Origin of the sequence: Frigoribacterium sp. CFBP9029 (assembly GCF_034045305.1) — a bacterium.
Taxonomy (GTDB): Bacteria; Actinomycetota; Actinomycetes; order Actinomycetales; family Microbacteriaceae; genus Frigoribacterium.
Window position 1 is genome coordinate 121,026 of record NZ_JAXCWB010000009.1, and the last position, 18,783, is coordinate 139,808.

Sequence of the window (18,783 nt, forward strand, 5' to 3'; positions counted from 1 at the left end):
CCCTACCCACGCGGCCCTCCGCACGTAGGGTGAGGCGATGACCGCCCGCGACCCCGATCCCGTCTCCGACGTCGCCCCCGAGCTCTCCCGTCGGCCGTTCATCCGGCAGCACTGGGGCGGGCTCGCCTTCGCGCACTGGAGGGTCGAGCCCGACCGGGTCGCCCCGCTGCTGCCGCACGGCACGCGGCCCGACGTCTTCGACGGGTCGACCTGGGTCGGTCTGATCCCGTTCGAGCTATCGCGGAGCGCGTTCGGGCCGTTCCCGCCCGTGCCGGTGCTGGGAACGTTCCTCGAGACCAACGTGCGGCTCTACTCGGTCGACGAGCAGGGGCGGCGCGGCGTCGTCTTCCGCACGCTCGAGGCGGAGCGCCTGCTGCCGGTGCTCGCCGCGAACGCGGGCCTGGGGCTGCCGTACCGCTGGGCCTCGATGACCCGCAGGAGGCGCGGGGGAGTCGTCGAGTACGCCTCGCGCAGGCACGGACCCGGCCCGCGACCGGCCACGCGCCTCCACGTCCGTCCGACCGACGAGGTCGTCGTCGGCGACCCCCTGGCCGACTTCCTCACGGCGCGCTGGGGCATGCACGTCGAGCGGGGCGGGACGACCCGGTTCTGGCCGAACGAGCACGGCGCGTGGCCGCTGCGGCGGGCCGAGCTGGTCGACCTCGACGACGAGCTGGTCGCCGACTCCGGTCTGCCCGGGGTCGCCGATCGGGAGCCCGACTCGCTGCTCTGGTCGGACGGCGTCGACACCGTCTTCGCGCCTCCCGGGGGTCGCTGGGTCGGGCCCTGACCCGGCGGTCTTCGCGGTCCGCGCGCGGGCGCACTACGGTTGCTGGCATGGTTTCCTCACCCGACGACTCGACCGACACCGCCGCAGCACCACCCGAGGCGCCGCCGGCGACGGGTGACACGGCGGGCGGGTCGACGGGCGCCCCCGAGCGCGAGGTGCTCGGCTGGCTCGAATTCGGCGAGGCGGCGCGGCATCTGGCGAGCGACGTGGTCGCGGCCGACTTCACCCCCGACGTGATCGTGGCCGTGGCCCGCGGCGGGCTGGTGCTGGCCGGCGCCATCTCGTACGCCCTCGACACGAAGATGTGCGGCTCGATCAACGTCGAGTTCTACACGGGCATCGACGAGCGCCTGCCCGAGCCCGTGCTGCTGCCCCCGACCCTCGACGCCCCGTCGCTCGAGGGCAAGCGCGTGCTGATCGTCGACGACGTCTCCGACTCGGGTCGCACGCTCGTGCTCGTCCGCGACCTCCTCGCCGCCGTCGCCGCCGACGTCCGCACCGTCTGCCTCTACAGCAAGCCGCGCACCCTGCTCGAACCGGACTTCGTCTGGAAGCGCACGTCGCGCTGGATCACCTTCCCGTGGAGCGCCCTGCCCCCGGTCACCCGCGACAGCGGCGCGGTGGTCGAGGCGTGAGCATCCACCTGGTGGGCGGCGGCTGGTCGCCCGACTCGCCCGAGCTCTACGACCTCTTCGTCGCCGAGGCGGCCGTCCGCGGCGGCGCCGTCGGGCGCGCCGTGCCGCGCATCGCCCTGCTCGTCGTCGTCGCCGACGACTCGCCCTCGGCCGAGTTCCGCACCGGCTACCCCGCGATGATCGCGTCTGAGGGGCGCTGCGAGGTCGTGACGAGCGTCATCGAGGCCGGCGAGACGTTCGACACCCGGGTGCTGAGCGACGTCGACGGCCTGATCGTCGCCGGCGGGCTCACCCCGGCGTACCTCGAGGCCGTGATCCCGCTCGTCGACCAGGTGCGCCTCCTGGTCGCCGACGGGCTGCCGTACCTCGGCTTCTCGGCCGGCGCGATGATCGCCGCCGACCGGGCGCTGCTCGGCGGCTGGCTGATCGGCGACGTGCCGGTCTGCCCCGAAGACGCGGCGGAGGACCTCGACGAGGTCACCCTGAGCGGCGGCCTCGGTCTCGTCGACATCGCCGTCGACGTGCACGCCGCCCAGTGGGGCACCCTCACCCGGCTGATCGCCGCGACCGAGGCCGGGCTGGTCTCGGGCGGCGTCGCGATCGACGAGAACACCGCGCTCGTCGTCGGCGACGGGGCCCTGACGGTGCTCGGCACGGGCAGCGTGTGGCGGGTCGAGCCGCAGGTCGACGAGGGCGGCAAGATCGTCGGCGTCTCGGTCGGCACCCTGGGCCCGGCGTGACCGACGCCCCCGGTGGCGCGTCGCCCGAGTCGGCGGCCTCGGCCGAGTCGCCCGCCTCGCTCGAGTCGCCCGCCTCGCCCGCCTCGCCCGAGTCGGCCGCGCGCCGGCCCCTAGCCGAGCAGATCGACGCCGGCTGGGCGGAGGCGCTCGAGCCGGTCGCCGACCGCATCGCCGACATGGGCGAGTACCTCCGTGCCGAGGTCCGCGCCGGTCGCGGCTACCTGCCCGCGGGCGAGCACGTGCTCCGGGCGTTCAGGGCGCCGCTCGAGAGCGTGCGCGTGCTCATCGTCGGTCAAGACCCGTACCCGACGCCGGGGCACCCCGTCGGGCTCTCGTTCTCGGTCGACCCCCGGGTCCGCCCCATCCCGCGGAGCCTGGCGAACATCTACCGCGAGCTGCACGACGACCTCGGCGTGCCGCCGGTCGCGCACGGCGACCTCACGTCGTGGTCCGAGAACGGCGTGATGCTACTCAACCGCGTGCTGACCGTCCGCCCCGGCGAGACCGCGTCTCATCGCGGCAAGGGCTGGGAGCCGGTCACGCAGCGGGCGATCGAGGCCCTCGCGGCCCGGGGCGGCCCTCTCGTCGCCATCCTCTGGGGGCGCGACGCCGCGGCCCTGAAGCCGATGCTCGGCGACGTCCCGACCATCGAGTCGGCGCACCCGAGCCCACTCTCCGCCTCACGGGGGTTCTTCGGCTCGAAGCCGTTCAGCCGGGCGAACGCGTCGCTCGTCGAGCAGGGCGGCGACCCCGTCGACTGGGCGCTGCCGCCCGCCTGAGCCGCGCCGCGCCTCCTGAGCTTCAGGCACCCCGGCCCTGGGGTGAGCGGGCGTCTCCGGCGAATGCGGGCGTGGAGACTCGCCCGTCGGCGTCGCACTCGCCCGTCCGCGCAGGTGTAGGAGCGTCCGCCTGGGCTGCGCCGCGCCTCCTGGGCTGCGCCGCTCCTCCTGAGCTGCGCCGCGCCTCCTGAGTGCCGGGCGTAGCCGCGGGCGGAGCGGGCGTCTCCGGCGCATGCGGGCGTGAAGACTCGCCCGTCGGGGTCGCACTCGCCCGCCTGCGCAGGCGAAAGAGCGGCCGCCCGCATGGCAGAGTGGCACCGTGCTCGAAGAGGAATACCAGCCCCGTCGTCGCCTGCCCCGCGCCCTGCAGTCGCCGGCGCCCGTCGAGCCCGCGTTCCGGTTCGAGGTGCGTGCCGCCGCCCCCGCCGATCTGCCCTACGTGCGCGAGATCTACAACCACTACGTCGCGAACTCGTCGGTCACCTTCGACGAGGACGCCATGACGCTGGCCGAGTGGCGGCGCAAGTTCTCGTTCGTCACGTCGCTCGGCATGCCGTTCCTCGTGGCGGTCAACCCGAGGGGCGAGGTGCTCGGCTACGCGCTGGCCTCGCCCTGGGGCGGCAAGGCCGCCTACCGCTACACCGTCGAGACCTCGATCTACCTGCGGGCCGCGTCGACGGGCAAGGGGCTCGGTGCGGGGCTGCTGGAGGCGCTCGTCGAGGCGTGCCGCGACGCCGGGATCCGCGAGATGGTCGCCGTGATCGCCGACAAGAACGCCGAGGCGTCGGTGGCCCTGCACGCCCGACTCGGCTTCGTCGAGGTCGGGCGCATGGGCCGGGTGGGCTTCAAGTTCGGGCGGTGGCTCGGCACCATCACGATGCAGAAGTCGCTGAAGAAGCGACGCGGTCGACTCGGGCGCTGAGCGCGGGCACGGCACGGCACGGCACGAGCTCGGCCCGGCACGAGCTCGGCCCGGCACGAGCTCGGGCGGACCGACCCGGGGGAGTCGAGGAGGCGCGGCCAGGCCTAGGCTCGACGGATGCCCGAACTCCACGACCTCACCGCCCACGAGCAGTGGAACCAGCTGCGGCACGGCAGGGTGACGCCACGCGAGCTGACCGACCACTACCTCGAGCGGATCGAGCGCCTCGACGGCGGCGGCACCGGTGAGCCCGCAGGCGGCGGCCGCCCCGGCATCGGCGCCTTCACGACGGTCACGGCCGACGCCGCCCGTGCCCGCGCCGACCGGCTGACCCGGGAGGGGCCGACGGCCGCGCCGCTCTGGGGACTCCCGTCCGCCGACAAGGACCTCACCGACCGGGCCGGGGTGCCCACCCGGTCGGGCTCGCGCCTGGCCGACGGCAGGGTGCCGACGACGTCGTCGGAGATCGTCGACGTGCTCGACGAGGCGGGCGGCATCAGCCTCGGCAAGACGGCCACCCCCGAGTACGGGCTCACGGCCTACACCGAGACGCTGATCGGGCCCCCGACCCGCAACCCCTGGCGGCCCGAGACCGGCGCGGGCGGTTCGAGCGGCGGGGCCGCGGCGGCCGTCGCGGCGGGTCTGCTGCCCTTCGCCCCGGGGTCCGACGGCGGCGGCAGCATCCGCATCCCGGCGGCGGCGACCGGTCTCGTCGGTCTCAAGCCCTCGCGGGGCCGAGTGCCGTCGCAGTCGGGGCTGTCCAGTCTCGGCGGACTGGCCGTCGGCGGGCCTCTCGCCCGGACGGTCGCCGACGCCGCGATGCTGCTCGACGCCATGGTCTCGCCCGACGGCCGCCCGCCGCGGCACGGGCAGGCGCTGCACGCTCCGACGTCGCCCGACGGGGCCTACCTCGGCACCGCGCTGCGCGGCGAGGGACGCTTCCAGGTGGCGGTGATGACGACCAGCCCGTGGGACGACGCGTTCGACGTCTGGGTCGACCCGCGCCTCCTCGGCGTCGTCCGGCACACGGCCGATCTGCTCGCCGACCTCGGGCACGGCGTCGACGAGACCACGATGCCGGGCTCGGACTACCCGACGCTGTTCCGCACCCTGTGGCAGGCCGGGGCCGCGGGCATCCCCGCCGAGACCGAGGCCGAGCTGGCGAGGCTCGAGCCGATCACCCGATGGCTGGTCGAGCAGGGGCGGCGGGTGACCGCCCGCGAGCTGGCCGCGACCCTCGTCGGGCTGACCGCCTTCGAGCGCACGGTGATCGAGAGCTTCGCCCCGTACGACGCCGTGCTGACGCCGACGCTCGCCCTGCTGCCGCGCCCGATCGGCTGGTACGACGACGTCGACGCCGAGCGCAACTTCGAGCAGCAGTGCCTCTACTCGCCGTTCACGTCGTTCGTCAACGTCGCGGGGCTGCCGGCCATCACCCTGCCCGTGGGCGAGATCGACGGGCAGCCGGCGGGTGTGCAGCTGATCGGCCGTCCGGGTCGCGAGGACGTCCTGTTCGCCCTCGGTGCGCAGCTCGAACGGCGTCTGCGGTGGCAGCGTCGGCACCCGCCCGGGTGGTGACCGGGCCCGCTCAGTCGAGCGTCGGCACCGACGCCATGAGGCCGCGCGTGTAGTCGTGCCGCGGGTTCCGCAGCACGTCGTCGGCCGCCCCCTGCTCGACGATGCGCCCGTCGTGCAGCACGGCGACCCGGTCCGCGAGGTGCTGCACCAGTCCGATGTCGTGCGACACGGTGAGCAGCGAGAGCCCGAGGTCGTCGCGGAGCTCGCGCAGCAGGGCGAGGATCTGCGCCCGCACGGTGACGTCGAGGGCGCTCATCGGCTCGTCGCCGACGAGCAGCCGGGGGCGGTGCACCACGGCCCTGGCCACCGCGACGCGCTGCCGCTGCCCTCCGCTCAGCTCGTGCGGGTAGCCGTCGCCGTGCTCGCGCGTGAGTCCGACCCGTCCGAGCATCTCGTCGACCAGCGCCCGGTGGTCGCCGTCGATCGACAGCGCCCGCAGCGGCTCGGCCACCGTGTCGCGGATCCGCATGCGGGGGTCGAGCGAGCTGTACGGGTCCTGCAGCACGACGCCCGTGTCGCGGCGGAACCAGCGGAGCGCCGCCGCCCGACCCGGTCGCACCGGGCGCCCATCGAACGTGACGGACCCCGCGGTGGGCGCGTCGAGCGCGAGCAGCAGCTTGACGAGCGTGCTCTTGCCGCTGCCCGACTCGCCGATCAGCGCCACGCTCTCGCCGGCGGCGACGTCGAGGTCGGCGTCGATCAGGGCGTGCCGCACGGCGCCCGGCTGGAACGGCGAGGGCCGCGGCAGCCGGTAGGTCCGGGTCAGACCGCGACCGGTCAGCAGCGGAGCCGAGGAGGCGCGGGTCGGGTCGTCGACGGTCACGTCGTCCTCCAGATGGTCGCCTCAGTCGCCGCCACGAGCCCGCGGGTCACGGGGTGGGCGGGCCGGGTCAGCAGCTCGCGCACGGGGCCCTGCTCGACGAGGCGGCCGGCCGACAGCACCGCCGCGTGGTCGACGACACGGCGCAGCACGGCCAGATCGTGGGTGACGAACAGCAGCGAGGTGCCGCGTTCGTCGACGAGGCGGCGGAACAGGTCGAGCACCTCGGCCTGCGTCGAGACGTCGAGCGCCGTGGTCGGCTCGTCGGCCAGCAGGAGGCGCGGGCGGGCGATCAGGGCCGTCGCGATCACGACGCGCTGGCGCTGACCCCCCGACAGCTGGTGCGGGTAGCGGTCGACGATGCCGGCCGGGTCGGGCAGACCCACCTCGGCCGCGGCCTCGATCGCCCGGGCGCGGGCCTCGCGGCGCCCGATGCCCTCGTGCAGACGGAGCGGCTCGGCGATCTGGCTGCCGATGGTCCGGATCGGGTCGAGCGAGGTGCGCGGATCCTGGAACACGACGCCGATCTCCGCGCCCCGCAACGGCGCGTGGTCCCGGTCGGACAGGCCGACCAGCTCGCGGTCGTCGAGTCGGATGCTGCCGCGGACGGTCGCGGCGTCGGGCAGCAGCCCGAGCACGGCGAGCAGGGTCATCGACTTGCCCGAGCCGGACTCGCCGATCAGGCCGAGGCGCTCGCCGTCGCCGATCGACAGCGACACGCCCTCGATCACGGGTCGGCCGCCGAGGTCGACGTGCAGGTCGTCGATGGAGAGGCTCACGAGACGACCCCCGGTCGGTCGGCGGGCGTCGCCGCACGCGGACGGAGGCGCGGGTCGGCGGCGTCGCGGACGGCGTCGCCGAGCAGGTTGAAGGCGAGCACGGTCAGGGTGATCGCGGCGCCCGGCCAGACGATGCTCCACGGGTGCACCCCGATGAACTTCTGCAGATCGCTCAGGAGGCGCCCCCACGACGCGGTCTCGGCGGACGCGCCGTAGCCGAGGAACGACAGCCCCGCCTCGGCCAGGATCGAGGTCGCCATGGCGAGCGAGAGCTGCACGGCGAAGAGCGGGGCGACGTTCGGCAGCACGTGCCGGGTGACGACGCCCAGGGCGCCGACGCCCGCGGCTCGGGCGGCGAGCACGTAGTCCTCCCGCCCCACGCGTCGGATCTCGGCGCGCGAGACGCGGGCGATGTTCACGCCGTAGCCCGTGCCCGCGGCGATGACCACGACGCCGAGCGATCCGCCGAAGGCCGCCGCGAGGGCCATCGCGATGAGGATGGTGGGGAACGCGACGAGCACGTCGATCAGCACCGCGACGGAGTCCCTCGCCCACCGCGGGGTCAGCGAGCCGAGCACGGCGAGGAGCACCCCGACGACGAGGGCGGTCGCGCCGGAGGCCAGGGCGACGAGCGCGGTCGTCGTCGACGCGCGGGCGACGTAGCTGAAGACGTCGCGACCGACGGAGTCCGTGCCGAACAGGTGCTCGGTCGAGGGCGGGGCCCAGGCCGCGTACGGGTCGGTCGCGAACGGATCGAGCGGGGTCCAGAACGGACTCGCCACCGCCGCGATGGCGACGAGCGCGAGCCAGCCGACGCCGAACGCGCCCGTCGGCGAGCCGACCACGGCGCGCAGCCACGACCCGCGCCTCATTCGCCGCGCTCCCGTGATCGGGGGTCGACGCTGCGGTGCACGACGTCGACGACGAAGCCGACGGCGAGGACGATCGCGGTCAGGGTCATCAGCTCGCCCTGCACCTTGGTCAGATCGCGGCGGCCGACGTCGGCGACGAGCATGCGACCGACGCCGGGCAGGCTGAAGAGCTGCTCGACGAGCACGGCGCCGACCACGAGGCCGGCCACCTGGATGCCGAGCACGCTCACGACGCTCAGCATGACGTTCGGCAGGCCGTGGCGCACGAGGGCCCGGTCGCGGGTCATGCCCTTGGCCGCGGCGGCGCGGACGTAGTCGGCGTCGAGCGCCCCGAGCGCGGCGGACCGGGTGAAGCGCAGCAGCACGGCGCCCTCGACGAGGCCGATGGTCACGGCGGGCAGCACGAGTGATCGCAGAGCCGCCGCGGGGTCCGACCACCCGTCGATCGGGAACCCCTGCGTGGGCAGCCAGCGCAGGGTGACGGCGACCAGCGCGATCAGGAGCATGCCCGCCCAGACCGCCGGCACGGCGGCCAGCACCTGGGCGCCGACCGACACGGCGGTGCCGAGCGGCCGACGCCGACGGAGCGCGGCGAGCACGCCGAGGGGCACCCCGATCAGCAGGCCGATCACGAGCGACAGCCCGGCGAGCGGCAGCGTGACGGCCAGCTTGTCGGCGATCTCGTCGCCGACCGGGGTGCCCGTCACGAGCGATCGGCCGAGGTCGAGTCGCAGCAGCCCGCCGGCCCAGTCCAGGTACTGCGAGACGATCGATCGGTCGAGGCCGAGCTCGGTGCGGAGCGCGGCGACCTGGGCGGGCGAGCCGGTCGTCCCGGCGATGACCTGGGCCACGTCACCCGGCAGGAGGCGCAGGGTGGCGAAGATCAGGACGCTCGCGACGACCAGCCCCAGCGCGAAGAGGACCAGTCGACCCGCCGTGAATCGGATCACTCCGTCGCGGCCAGGTCGGACAGGTCGAGACGGGTGGTCGTCGACGAGGTCGGGAACCCGGTGACGCCGTCGCGCACGGCGGTGAGGGTCGTCGACGTGTACAGCCACTCGGCGGGTGCGTCGGCGGAGACGATCTCGGCGGCCTCGGCGAGGGCGGCGTCGGCGTCGGCCGGGTCGGTCGCGGCCAGAGAGGCCGCGTAGAGCTCCTGGACGGCGGCGGAGTCGTAGCCGAAGTAGTAGTCGGGGTCGGCCCAGTTGCCGAAGTCGTGGGTCTCGGCGTGGTTGACCATGCTCAGCTGGAAGTCACGGGGCGACCCGTCGGACGGGGCGACGAAGACGTCGGTCAGCCAGGTCGAGAAGTCGACCTGGTCGACCGTCAGCGTGATGCCGACGGCCTTCAGCTGGGTGGTCAGGACGTCGCCGATGGCCGCGGGGTAGACGTTCGCGTACTCGAGGGTCAGATCGAGGTCGGACCGCCCGGCCTCGTCGAGCAGGGCGCGGGCGGCGTCGGGGTCGTACGCGTCGACGTCCGTGAGGTCGCGATACCCGGGGTCGAGCTCGGGGATCGGTCCGCCCTGGTCGACCGCCGACCCGCCGGTCGCCGCGATCAGCGCGTCGTTGTCGACCGCGAGTCGGATGGCCTTGCGCACGCGGGGGTCGGTGAACGGCTCGACGGCGTTGTTGAAGGCGAGCGTGTACTTGTCCGTCGTCTTCCCCTCGTCGACCGTGAGGCCGTCGATCCCGTCGAGCTGGCTGCGGAGGGTGGCGTCCACCGCGGTCTGCACGTCGATCTCACCCGAGATCGAGGCGTTGATCCGGGCGGAGGGGTCGGGGATGTAGCGGAAGTCGACGCCGCCCACCCCGGCGGGCGTGCCCCAGTAGTCGTCGTTGCGGCTGAGACGGAGGTTGTCGCCCTGGGTCCAGCTCTCGAGCGTGAACGGGCCCGTCCCGTTCGCCGTCGTCGACAGGTCGTTGTCGGCGGCCTGCTCGAGCACGAGACCGGCACGACCGGTGAGGGAGAACAGGAGCGCCGAGTCGGGGCGCGACAGCGTGAGGACGATCGTCGAGGGGTCGGGGGAGGTGATCGATTCGACGGCGTCCAGGTCGCCGTGGTTCGCGAGGGTGTCGTCGTCGGCGACCTGCTGCAGCGACCAGACGACGTCGTCCGCGGTGAGCGCGGCCCCGTCGTGGAAGGTCACTCCCTCGGCCAGGGTGAAGGTGTAGGTCAGTCCGTCGTCGCTCACCTCGTGCGAGGAGGCGAGGACGTCGACGATCTCGTTGTCCTGCGTGCGGCCGACGAGACCCTGGTAGACGTTGTCGATCAGCACCTGGTCGAGGGCGATGCCCGCGGTCCGCCGGATGTCGAGGTCGGTCGGCTCGAGGACGAGACCGACGGTCACCGTGGCGTCCGGATCGGGTGCGCCCGACCTGTCGGAGTCGGTGGACGACGAGCAGCCGGCGGTGACGAGCACGAGAGCGGTGACGGCGGCGAGGAGGGGCAGGGTGCGCACGCGGAGGGGCCTTCCGGGGGAGGGCCGGGGCGTCGATGCCCCGGCGAAGGATGCCGAGGTGGTCTCGGCTCTGCTGCGGGGGATCTCCGGTCGCTGGCGGAACGGTCGTCACGATCCGCCACCGTGGTGCTGTCGGACACGGCGCGGCCCCTTGCCGCGGGTCGCTGACGGACTCGCGGACGCGTCAGAACCTACCACCAGGGTGTGAATCAGGTGGACGCGTCGCGAGATAGGTGAGGCTTACCTATACTGATCCCGACATGTTCCTCGAATACAGCGACCCGCCCCTGCAGCACGACGCCACGCGTGTGCTGTTCGCCGGCGACGCCACCTCGATCGACCACCTCCGCGGCATGCTGGCGGCCCTGCCGCTCTGCGCCAGGGGGCAGGTCTTCGTCGAGGTCGACGACAGCAGCCAGATCGTGCCGCTCGCCTCGCCGGGCCGGGTGTCCGTCACCTGGCTCGCCCGTGATCGCCGGTCGGGTGCGCCCGGCTCCGGCCGGTCGTGCGACCGCGGCGAGGCGCTCGAACGCGCCGTCCGGGCCTGGCTCGCCGAGATGTACGTCGACACCGAGTCGCTCGTCGGGGGCGAGCACGTGATCTGGATCGCCGGGCCTCCGTCGTTCGCCTACGACCTGCGCCACGATCTGCACCGCGTGTTCCACGCGGTCGACGGGGCCGTCGCGCTCTGATCTCCTCCCGGTGGGCCTGTCGCCGCTCAGGTAAGGCATGCCATACTTAGGGTGTGCTTACTTCATCGCTCGACGCCTCGCCCGTGACCGTCGAAGGCGATGTCGTCGAACCCGAGGCCGCCTCCAAGCCGGCGCACCGTCCCTACCGGGCTCGCATCGTGCGTCGGGTCCGGCTCTCGCCGTCGTTCGTCCGGCTGACCTTCGCGGGGCCCGATCTCGTCGACTTCGGCGCCGACGGTCTCGATCAGCGCATCAAGGTCGTCCTCCCGCTCGAGGCCACCGGGTTCGACACCTTCCCGTCGGGCGACTGGTGGGGCGGGTGGCGGGCGCTGCCCGACCACGAGCGCAACCCGTTCCGCACGTACACGGCCCGTGCCGTCCGCCCCGCGCTGGGCGAGGTCGACGTCGACTTCGTCGTGCACGCCGACGGCGGCCCCGCGGCCGCCTGGCTGGCCGAGGTCTCGGTCGGCGACGATGCGATGCTCGTGGGGCCCGACGCCACCAGCGGCGTGACCGGCAGCGGGGTCGAGTGGAACCCGCGGGGCGCCTCCTCGGTCCTGATCGCCGGCGACGAGACGGCCGTCCCGGCGGTGTCGTCCATCGTCGAGAGTCTCCCCTCCGACGCACGCGGCTGCGTGTTCCTCGAGGTGCCGACCGCCGACGACGCTCTCACGCTCGTGGCCCCGGCCGGGGTGAGCGTCCACTGGCTGCCCCGATCGACGTCGGGTGCCGAGCACGGCGCCCTGCTGATCGACGCCGTCCGCGGCTGGACGAAGCGCTACGTCGCCGCCTGGCACCACGGGGTCGAGGTCGACGAGGTCGACGTCGACCACGACATCCTGTGGGATGTCCCTCAGGGCGCGGCGCTCCCCGGGCAGGCCCTCGAAGGCGAGCTCTACGCCTGGCTCGCGGGCGAGGCCGCGGCCATCAAGACCCTCCGCCGGTTCCTCGTCGCCGAGGTCGGCATCGACCGGCGCCAGGTCGCCTTCATGGGCTACTGGCGACTCGGCCGAGCCGAACTCTGACCGCTCCTCAGACCGCCGACGGCAGTCCGACGATCTCCGAGCTGCGGTCCCACAGGGCGGCGGCGAGCGAGTCGTCCTTCGCCTGGGGCACGACCAGCCCGTTCGGCTTGAGCTGGTCGAAGTAGGTGCCGCTCGGCACGCCGACCGTGCTGGGGCCCGCCAGCTGGATCAGGGGCAGTGCGCCGGCCGCGGCCGAGATGCCGTAGTGACCGTTCGTCAGCACGTTGGCCATCCGCCACATCGGCGAGTCCGCGCCGAAGTTGGTCTTGACGATGCCGGGGTGGAACGAGAACGCCTCGAGACCGGTGCGCTTCGCCAGCTCGCGGATGAACAGGATCGTCTCGATCTTGCTCGTGCCGTACTGCCGCCAGCCGCCGAGCCACGGGCGCTTCGCCCAGTCGAGGTCGTCGAGGCGGACACGACCGAACAGGTTCGCGACGCTCGCCGTCGAGATGACCCGGGCCCGGCTCTCGACCAGTCGGGGCAGCAGCAGCCTGGTCAGCAGGAACGGCGCGAGGTGGTTCGACTGGAGGATCCGCTCGTGCCCGTCGGCCGTCAGCCCCCGCGGGTTGACGAGGCCGCCGGCGTTGTTGGCGAGCACGTCGATGCGAGGGTACCTCTCGAGGAGGCGCTCCGACAGCGAGCGGACGTCGTCCAGTCGGTCGAAGTCGGCCACGAAGGCCGTGCCGCCCACCTCGTCGGCGACGGCGCGCGTGCGCTCGGGGTTGCGACCGACGATCGCGAGATCCGCGCCGCCCTTCGCCAGGGCCTTCGCGGCCTCGCGGCCCAGACCGCTGCTCGCTCCGGTGATGATCACGGTGCGGGTCATCGGTAACCGCCTTCCTCGAGGCCGGCCTCGATCTCGAACCTGTTCGTCAGCGGGTCGCTGCCGGCCAGGAAGTACATCAGTGGCATCAGCATGCCGTATCGACGCCACTGCGTGACGTGCACGGCCTCGTGGCGGAGCACCCGCGGGCCGTCGTTGTGCCGGGTCAGGTAGACCCGGCCGACGCAGGTGCCGCCGCGACGGAAGGCCCACCGGGGCAGGCCCCGGCAGACGATCAGGTCGCCGACCACCCGGATGCGACCGGTGCTGAGGGGCACGCCGACGGCGAGCCCCACCAGGGTCGCGAACGAGCAGCCCAGCCGCGACACGGGGGAGTCGAGCAGGATGCCCGTCACGGACGCCCGTAGACGTCGAGCAGCCGGAGCCACACCTCGCTCACGGTCGGGTACGACGGCACGGCGTGCCACAGGCGGTCGATCGGCACCTCGCCGACGACCGCGATCGTCGCGGTGTGCAGCAGATCGCTGACGTCCGGGCCGACGAACGTGGCGCCGACGACCACCTTGCGGCTCTCGTCGACGACGAGCCGGGCCCGGCCCTTGTACGAGTCGGAGTGCAGGGCGGAACCGGCGACCGAGGCGAGGTCGTAGTCGACGACGCGGACGTCGAGCCCGCGCCGGCCTGCGGCCTCGGCGGTCAGGCCCACGCTGGCGACCTCGGGGTCGGTGAAGGTGACCTGCGGCACGGCGGCGTCGTCGGCCGTCGCGACGTGGGTGCCCCACGGCGCGGTGGAGAGCTCGGTGCCCTGCGCGCGGGCGGCGATGACCTCTCCGGCCGCGCGGGCCTGGTACTTGCCCTGGTGGGTGAGGAGCGCGCGGTGGTTGACGTCGCCGACCCCGTACAGCCAGTCGGTGCCGTGCACCAGGAGGGTGTCGTCGACCTGCAGCCAGTCGCCCGGCTCGATGCCGACGTTCTCGAGACCGAGGTCCGAGGTGCGGGGCACGCGCCCGGTCGCGACGAGCACCTCGTCGGCGACGATGGTGCTCCCGTCGTCGAGGGTGACCTCGACGGTGTCGTGCTCGGTGCGGACGACCGACGTCGGCGAGACCCCCAGGCGGAGGTCGACTCCGAGCTCGCGCAGACCGTCGCCCACGAGCTCGCCGGCGAAGGGCTCCTGGCCGCCGAGCAGGCCGCTGCGGGCGATGAGCGAGACGGTCGCGCCGAGCCCCTGGTAGGCCGTGGCCATCTCGGTCGCCACGACGCCGCCGCCTATCACGACGAGGCTCTGCGGGATGCTCTTCGCGCTGGTCGCCTCGCGGCTCGTCCACGGGCGGGCCCCGGCGAGGCCCGGGATGTCGGGCAGCAGGGCGGTCGAGCCGGTGGCGGCGACGACGGCGTGGGTCGCGGTGTGGACGACGCCGTCGACCGTGACCTCCTTGACGCCGGTGATGGTCGCGTGACCGCGGATGAGGTCGATGCCGGCCCCCGACACCCAGTCGGCCTGGCCCGAGTCGTCCCAGCCGCTGGTGAAGGAGTCGCGACGGCGGAGGACGGCGGCGACGTCGACGTCTCCGGTCACGGCCTGGGCCGCGCCGTCGACGGCCCGGGCCGCACGCACGACGGCGGTGGAGCGCAGCAGCGCCTTCGACGGCATGCACGCCCAGTAGGAGCACTCGCCGCCGACGAGCTCCCCTTCGACGAGGGCCACCGTCAGCCCCTTGCGCTTGGCGTAGTCCGCCACGTTCTCGCCGACTGCGCCGGCGCCGATCACGATGAGGTCATATGTCGTCATGCCCTGACCGTAGTCCTCGCCCCCGAGCATCCGTCCGGCCGTGCCCTGGCCGTTCCGCGCGGCGATCCTGAACGCGGGATGTGCGTTCGGTCGATGTGGACGGGGTGCTCGATACCGTGCAATGACCACGCGCTGACGCGCCAAGCAGAGGAGGTCTTCATGGGACTCGACGACAAGATCAAGAACGCCGCTCAGGACATCGCGGGCAAGGCGAAGGAGGCCATCGGCGACCACAAGGGCGACGACAGCCTCAAGGCCGAGGGTCAGAAGGACCAGACCGCTGCGAGTGCCAAGAAGACCGGCGAAGACGTGAAAGACGTCTTCAAGTAAGACGCGTCATCACGCCCGAAGCCCGCTCCCCTCGTGGGGGCGGGCTTCGTCGTGCGCCCGGGCCGCCGGTCGTGCGCGTCAGTCGTGCGCGCCGGTCGAGCACGCGTTCCGCACCGGTCAGGAGCCGGAGAAGCGCGCCTCGCGGCGCTCCGTGAAGGCGGCGAGCCCCTCGCGGGCGTCGTCGCTGGTCAGCAGCCGCACCAGTTCGGGTTGCAGGCGCGCCTCGGCCGCGGCCTCGCCCTCGCGCAGCGCGAGTCGCGCGTTCGCCAGAGTCGCCTGCACCGCGAGCGGCGCCTGCGAGGCGATCCGCTCGGCCAGGGCGAGGGCCCGATCGAAGGCGGCCCCCTCGGGGACGACCTCCTGGACGAGCCCGATGCGCCGCGCCTCCTCGGCGTCGAGGAGATCGCCCGTCAGCAGATACCGCATCGCATCGCCCCAGCCGACCCGGCGGGGGAGTCGCGTCGTGGCGCCGCCGAAGGGCAGGATCGCGCGGCTCACCTCGATCTGACCGAAGCGCGTCGACGAGTCGGCCACGACGATATCGCTCGCCAGCGCCAGTTCGACCCCCAGGGTCAGGCAGGTGCCCTGCACGGCGATGACCACGGGCTTCGTCAGCGCGGTGCCGTCGACCTGCCACGGGTGCAGACCGCCTTCGGGGACGATGTCCAGCCCGGCGTCCGTCACGGCGGGCATGACGTCGCCGAGGTCGAGCCCGGCGGTGAAGTGGTCGCCGTGGGCGAACACGAGACCGACGCGCAGCTCGGGATCGCGGTCGAGGCGGCCGTAGGCGAGCGAGAGCTCGCGCAGCATCCGCAGGTCGGCCGCGTTGCGCTTCTCGGGTCGGTCGAGCCCGATGAGGAGCACGTGGCCGCGTCGTTCGATGCTGACCCGGGGGCGGTCGGCGGCGCCGGTGCCGCCCGTCGCGTCGGCGCCGATCATCGCGAGAGCGCCCCGACGATGCGGAGGATGGTGCCCATGTCGTCCGATGCGCTGGCCGCGTCGACGGGTGCGAACGAGCAGAGCCCCGCGCCGACCAGGGTGAAGCGCGACTTCAGGGCCGTGATGGTGGCGATCAGGGTCGCGAGGTCGATGCCGAAGGGCTGCGGGGCGAGCAGGCCGTCGAGCGTGCCCGGGTCGAGCACGTCGAGGTCGACGTGCAGGTACACCTCGGTGGCGCCGGTCTCGGCCACCGCGGCGACGACGTCGTCGGGCGCCAGGTCGAGCGACGAGATGGTGGTCACGCGCCGGCTCTCGACGTAGCGGTCTTCGGCGTCGTCGAAGGTGCGGGCGCCGGCGAGCACGATGCGGCTCGGGTCGAGGGGCGTCTCGGCCGGGTCGAGGGTCGGGAGGTCGTCGGCGACGTCGCCGATCAGGGCACGGAGGACCATCCCGCTGAAGGCGCCGCTCTCGCTGCTGCGGGGGCTGTGCAGGTCGGGGTGTGCGTCGAACCAGACGACCGCCGTCGAGGGGGTGAGCGCATGCCGCACGGCGCCGAGCTCGATGCCGCAGTCGCCGCCGACGACCAGCGCGGGCGAGTCCGCCGTCGCGAGCTCCTGCTGCAGCGCGTCGGCGACGGTCAGCACCGACGAGAGCCGGTGCACGGGGCTGCCGAGGGAGTCGCCGGCGCCGACGGGGACCTCGACCAGGGTCGTGGCGGACGCGGGCAGATCGCCGAGCACCGCGTAGGCGCCCTCGGCGAGCCGCATGGCCCTCGACGACGGAGAACCCTGCCACTGCGGAACCACGACGAACCTCACGCGCGTCAGTCTGGCACAGCCCGGGGGCGCCGTGGCGGATGATCCGGTGCGCTGCGGAGGCGGCGACGCCGTGCCCCGAGGAGGCGCGGGTCAGCGGGCGAGGGCGGCCTCTCGGGTCTCCCAGGGCCGGCTCGCCCGAGCCACCAGACGTTCGAGCGGACCGCGTCCGACGAACCGGCGCCACAGGGTCGCGTAGACGAGGGTGCCGATCACGGCCGCGACGAGCCAGCCGAGGGGGAGCCCGTACGACCCGCCCGTCGACCGGTACGCGGTGAAGAGCGGCGCCGTGATGAGCAGATGCAGGGTGTAGACGGTCAGCGGCTGGGCACCCGTCGCGGCGAGCGGGGCGAGGAGCGCACGGACGACGCGGGTCGCGCCTCCGTCGGGTCGGGCCGCGCCGGTGATCACGAGCAGCAGCCCGACGACGGCGAGGGCGACGCCGCCCGAGCCGACGATCTCGGCCGGCATGCCCTCGTGATCGGCGGGGTCGAGAGCCGCGACGGCGGCGGCCCCCGGCAGGAATCGCGCGCCGTAGCCGACGACGGCGGCGACGACGCCGACGATGATCAGCAGTCGCGCCGTCTTGGGCCGGGCCAGGTCGCTGCGGGCGGCGACGAGACCCGCGATGAGGAACGGCAGCCACACGAGTGCTGGGTAGGCCCCCACGAGCAGGGTGTCCGCCGCGAGACCGGGGAGGCCCGACAGGGTGGTGTCTCCGACCGGGTCGACCGGCACGAGGGTCGCCGCGAACGGGGCCGCGACGGCGACGACTGCGGCGAGGGGGACGAGGAGGCGCCGACGCAGCCAGAGGACGCCCAGCAGCAGGAGGAACATCACGCCGTAGTAGGGGAGGATCACGAGCACGTAGGCGTTCCAGGCCTGCAGCAGGAGTCCGAGCACGATGAGCAGCGCGGCCCGGATGGCGATCGAGGCGGAGACCCTCGCCCGACGACCGGGCGGCGTCGCGCGGGCCCCGCCGGAGACGAGACCGAGCGAGACCCCGGCGAGGGTGGCGAACAGGATCGCCGAGCGGCCGTCGAAGACGCGCTCGTCGAGCAGCTCCCGCGGCCACATGTGCGCGGCGAACATGCCGAGCACCGCGACACCGCGGGCGACGTCGATCCCGACGAGTCGACCCGACGACGCTGCGGGCGCCGACCGGGGTGACCCGCTCGAGGGGCTCGACGCACCCGCGGTGCCGACGGTCATGCCCCGAGCTTGAGCGCGGCCAGGCGCGCCTCGATCTCGGTCTGCTCGTCGAGGTCCTCGAGGCCCTCGAACTGCGCGTCGAGACTGGAGGCCGCGAGCTCCTGCTGGCCGAGCACCTTCGCCTCCTCGCGTCGCACCTTGTCCTCGAAGCGGCTGATCTCGCTCGTCGGGTCCATCAGGTCGATGCTCTTGACGGCGTCGGCGACCCGCGACTGCGCCTCGGCCGACTTCGCCCGCGCGTTCAGCTCGTCGCGCTTGCTGCTCAGCTGGTCGAGCTTGCCGCGCATCTGCGTCAGACCCGTCTTCAGCTTGTCGACGACCTGCGTCTGCGAGGCGATGGTCGGTTCGGCGTCCTTCGCCTCCTTCTCGGCCGACAGCTGCTTGCCGAGGGCGACTTTCGCCAGGGCGTCGAACTTGTCGGCGTCGACCGTGTTGCCACCGGCGCGTAGCTCGTCGGCCTTGCCGCTCGCAGCGCGCGCCTTGCGCTCCCAGTCGGCGGCGGCGGCGACGTCCTCGGCGTGATCCTGTTCGATGAGACGGAGGTTGCCGATGGTCTGAGCGACGGCGCTCTCGGCCTCCGAGATGCTGCTCGTGTAGTCGCGGACCAGCTGATCGAGCATGAGGCTCGGGTCCTCCGCCTGGTCGAGGAGGCTGTTGATGTTCGCCCTCGTCAGCTGGGCGATGCGACCGAAGATTGACTGCTTCGACATGGGGTGGTCCTTTCGAGTGGGTGGTCGTGGGTCGTGAGTCGTGTCTGGTTCGAAGAGTCCGGGTCAGAACCGGCCGCCGCCGGAGCGCCTGCCGCCACCGCCGCC

21 protein-coding genes are annotated in these 18,783 nt (G+C 73.4%); 9 read left to right on the forward strand and 12 right to left on the reverse strand.

Annotated features, from left to right (window positions below):
- Nucleotides 1-37: 37 nt before the first annotated feature.
- From SOM11_RS12450 to SOM11_RS12475, 6 genes are all read left to right on the forward strand, one after another.
- A complete protein-coding gene (locus tag SOM11_RS12450) occupies nucleotides 38-790 on the forward strand; it encodes a YqjF family protein (protein WP_192058191.1) in 753 nt (250 codons plus the stop codon).
- Nucleotides 791-837: 47 nt separating this feature from the next.
- A complete protein-coding gene (locus tag SOM11_RS12455; protein ID WP_320478212.1) occupies nucleotides 838-1,425 on the forward strand; it encodes a phosphoribosyltransferase in 588 nt (195 codons plus the stop codon).
- Nucleotides 1,422-2,165, forward strand: coding sequence for a Type 1 glutamine amidotransferase-like domain-containing protein (locus SOM11_RS12460; protein WP_320478213.1), 744 nt, complete (start codon nucleotides 1,422-1,424; stop codon nucleotides 2,163-2,165). The genes SOM11_RS12455 and SOM11_RS12460 overlap by 4 nt, the downstream gene beginning before the upstream one ends.
- A complete protein-coding gene (locus tag SOM11_RS12465; RefSeq protein WP_320478214.1) occupies nucleotides 2,162-2,944 on the forward strand; it encodes a uracil-DNA glycosylase in 783 nt (260 codons plus the stop codon). The genes SOM11_RS12460 and SOM11_RS12465 overlap by 4 nt, the downstream gene beginning before the upstream one ends.
- A gap of 319 nt (nucleotides 2,945-3,263) precedes the next feature.
- Nucleotides 3,264-3,866, forward strand: coding sequence for an N-acetyltransferase family protein (locus SOM11_RS12470; RefSeq protein ID WP_320478215.1), 603 nt, complete (start codon nucleotides 3,264-3,266; stop codon nucleotides 3,864-3,866).
- Nucleotides 3,867-3,983: 117 nt separating this feature from the next.
- A complete protein-coding gene (locus SOM11_RS12475) occupies nucleotides 3,984-5,444 on the forward strand; it encodes an amidase (protein WP_320478216.1) in 1,461 nt (486 codons plus the stop codon).
- Between the two features lie 10 nt (nucleotides 5,445-5,454).
- Here SOM11_RS12475 and SOM11_RS12480 read toward each other — a convergent pair whose 3' ends face one another.
- Genes SOM11_RS12480 through SOM11_RS12500 form a run of 5 tightly spaced genes read right to left on the reverse strand, consistent with a single transcriptional unit; the run spans nucleotide 5,455 to nucleotide 10,376 of the window.
- Nucleotides 5,455-6,267, reverse strand: a complete 813-nt coding sequence (locus tag SOM11_RS12480; RefSeq protein WP_320478217.1) for an ABC transporter ATP-binding protein — start codon at nucleotides 6,265-6,267, stop codon at nucleotides 5,455-5,457.
- Nucleotides 6,264-7,043 (reverse strand): ABC transporter ATP-binding protein, encoded by a 780-nt coding sequence (locus tag SOM11_RS12485; RefSeq protein ID WP_320478218.1) that lies wholly within the window; start codon nucleotides 7,041-7,043, stop codon nucleotides 6,264-6,266. The genes SOM11_RS12480 and SOM11_RS12485 overlap by 4 nt, the downstream gene beginning before the upstream one ends.
- Nucleotides 7,040-7,915, reverse strand: a complete 876-nt coding sequence (locus SOM11_RS12490; RefSeq protein WP_243214231.1) for an ABC transporter permease — start codon at nucleotides 7,913-7,915, stop codon at nucleotides 7,040-7,042. The genes SOM11_RS12485 and SOM11_RS12490 overlap by 4 nt, the downstream gene beginning before the upstream one ends.
- Nucleotides 7,912-8,865, reverse strand: a complete 954-nt coding sequence (locus tag SOM11_RS12495; RefSeq protein ID WP_192058177.1) for an ABC transporter permease subunit — start codon at nucleotides 8,863-8,865, stop codon at nucleotides 7,912-7,914. The genes SOM11_RS12490 and SOM11_RS12495 overlap by 4 nt, the downstream gene beginning before the upstream one ends.
- Nucleotides 8,862-10,376: an ABC transporter substrate-binding protein gene (locus SOM11_RS12500; RefSeq protein ID WP_320478219.1), complete on the reverse strand. Its 1,515-nt coding sequence runs from the start codon at nucleotides 10,374-10,376 to the stop codon at nucleotides 8,862-8,864. Before SOM11_RS12500 ends, SOM11_RS12495 begins: the two co-directional genes overlap by 4 nt.
- Before the next feature lie 260 nt (nucleotides 10,377-10,636).
- Between SOM11_RS12500 and SOM11_RS12505 the strand changes: the two genes are divergently transcribed.
- Together SOM11_RS12505 and SOM11_RS12510 are read left to right on the forward strand one after the other, a co-directional pair.
- Nucleotides 10,637-11,068, forward strand: a complete 432-nt coding sequence (locus tag SOM11_RS12505; RefSeq protein WP_192058173.1) for an SIP domain-containing protein — start codon at nucleotides 10,637-10,639, stop codon at nucleotides 11,066-11,068.
- 53 nt (nucleotides 11,069-11,121) lie between these two features.
- Entirely contained in the window at nucleotides 11,122-12,093 is a 972-nt protein-coding gene (locus SOM11_RS12510) for a siderophore-interacting protein (protein ID WP_320478220.1), read from the forward strand.
- Nucleotides 12,094-12,100: 7 nt separating this feature from the next.
- Here SOM11_RS12510 and SOM11_RS12515 read toward each other — a convergent pair whose 3' ends face one another.
- The 3 genes from SOM11_RS12515 to SOM11_RS12525 are packed head-to-tail and all read right to left on the reverse strand — an operon-like array spanning nucleotide 12,101 to nucleotide 14,672.
- Nucleotides 12,101-12,922: an SDR family NAD(P)-dependent oxidoreductase gene (locus tag SOM11_RS12515; RefSeq protein ID WP_243214225.1), complete on the reverse strand. Its 822-nt coding sequence runs from the start codon at nucleotides 12,920-12,922 to the stop codon at nucleotides 12,101-12,103.
- Nucleotides 12,919-13,308: a Fe-S oxidoreductase gene (locus tag SOM11_RS12520; protein WP_192058169.1), complete on the reverse strand. Its 390-nt coding sequence runs from the start codon at nucleotides 13,306-13,308 to the stop codon at nucleotides 12,919-12,921. Before SOM11_RS12520 ends, SOM11_RS12515 begins: the two co-directional genes overlap by 4 nt.
- The gene (locus SOM11_RS12525) at nucleotides 13,272-14,672 is read right to left on the reverse strand and encodes an NAD(P)/FAD-dependent oxidoreductase (RefSeq protein WP_320478221.1); all 1,401 of its coding nucleotides are present in this window, start codon (nucleotides 14,670-14,672) and stop codon (nucleotides 13,272-13,274) included. Before SOM11_RS12525 ends, SOM11_RS12520 begins: the two co-directional genes overlap by 37 nt.
- A 159-nt stretch (nucleotides 14,673-14,831) precedes the next feature.
- Here SOM11_RS12525 and SOM11_RS12530 point away from each other — a divergent pair, with 159 nt between their 5' ends.
- A complete protein-coding gene (locus SOM11_RS12530) occupies nucleotides 14,832-15,002 on the forward strand; it encodes a CsbD family protein (RefSeq protein ID WP_320478222.1) in 171 nt (56 codons plus the stop codon).
- Between the two features lie 117 nt (nucleotides 15,003-15,119).
- On the opposite strand, the gene SOM11_RS12535 is transcribed toward SOM11_RS12530, so the two are convergent.
- The 4 genes from SOM11_RS12535 to SOM11_RS12550 form a co-directional block, all read right to left on the reverse strand.
- Nucleotides 15,120-15,941, reverse strand: a complete 822-nt coding sequence (locus tag SOM11_RS12535; protein WP_320478223.1) for a crotonase/enoyl-CoA hydratase family protein — start codon at nucleotides 15,939-15,941, stop codon at nucleotides 15,120-15,122.
- Entirely contained in the window at nucleotides 15,938-16,759 is an 822-nt protein-coding gene (locus SOM11_RS12540) for an arginase family protein (RefSeq protein WP_320478224.1), read from the reverse strand. Before SOM11_RS12540 ends, SOM11_RS12535 begins: the two co-directional genes overlap by 4 nt.
- Nucleotides 16,760-16,849: 90 nt before the next feature.
- Entirely contained in the window at nucleotides 16,850-17,968 is a 1,119-nt protein-coding gene (locus SOM11_RS12545) for a DUF418 domain-containing protein (RefSeq protein ID WP_320478225.1), read from the reverse strand.
- Nucleotides 17,965-18,678 carry a PspA/IM30 family protein gene (locus tag SOM11_RS12550; RefSeq protein ID WP_243214218.1) on the reverse strand — a complete coding sequence of 238 codons (714 nt, stop codon included), beginning with the start codon at nucleotides 18,676-18,678 and terminating at the stop codon, nucleotides 17,965-17,967. The genes SOM11_RS12545 and SOM11_RS12550 overlap by 4 nt, the downstream gene beginning before the upstream one ends.
- Nucleotides 18,679-18,783 lie beyond the last annotated feature (105 nt).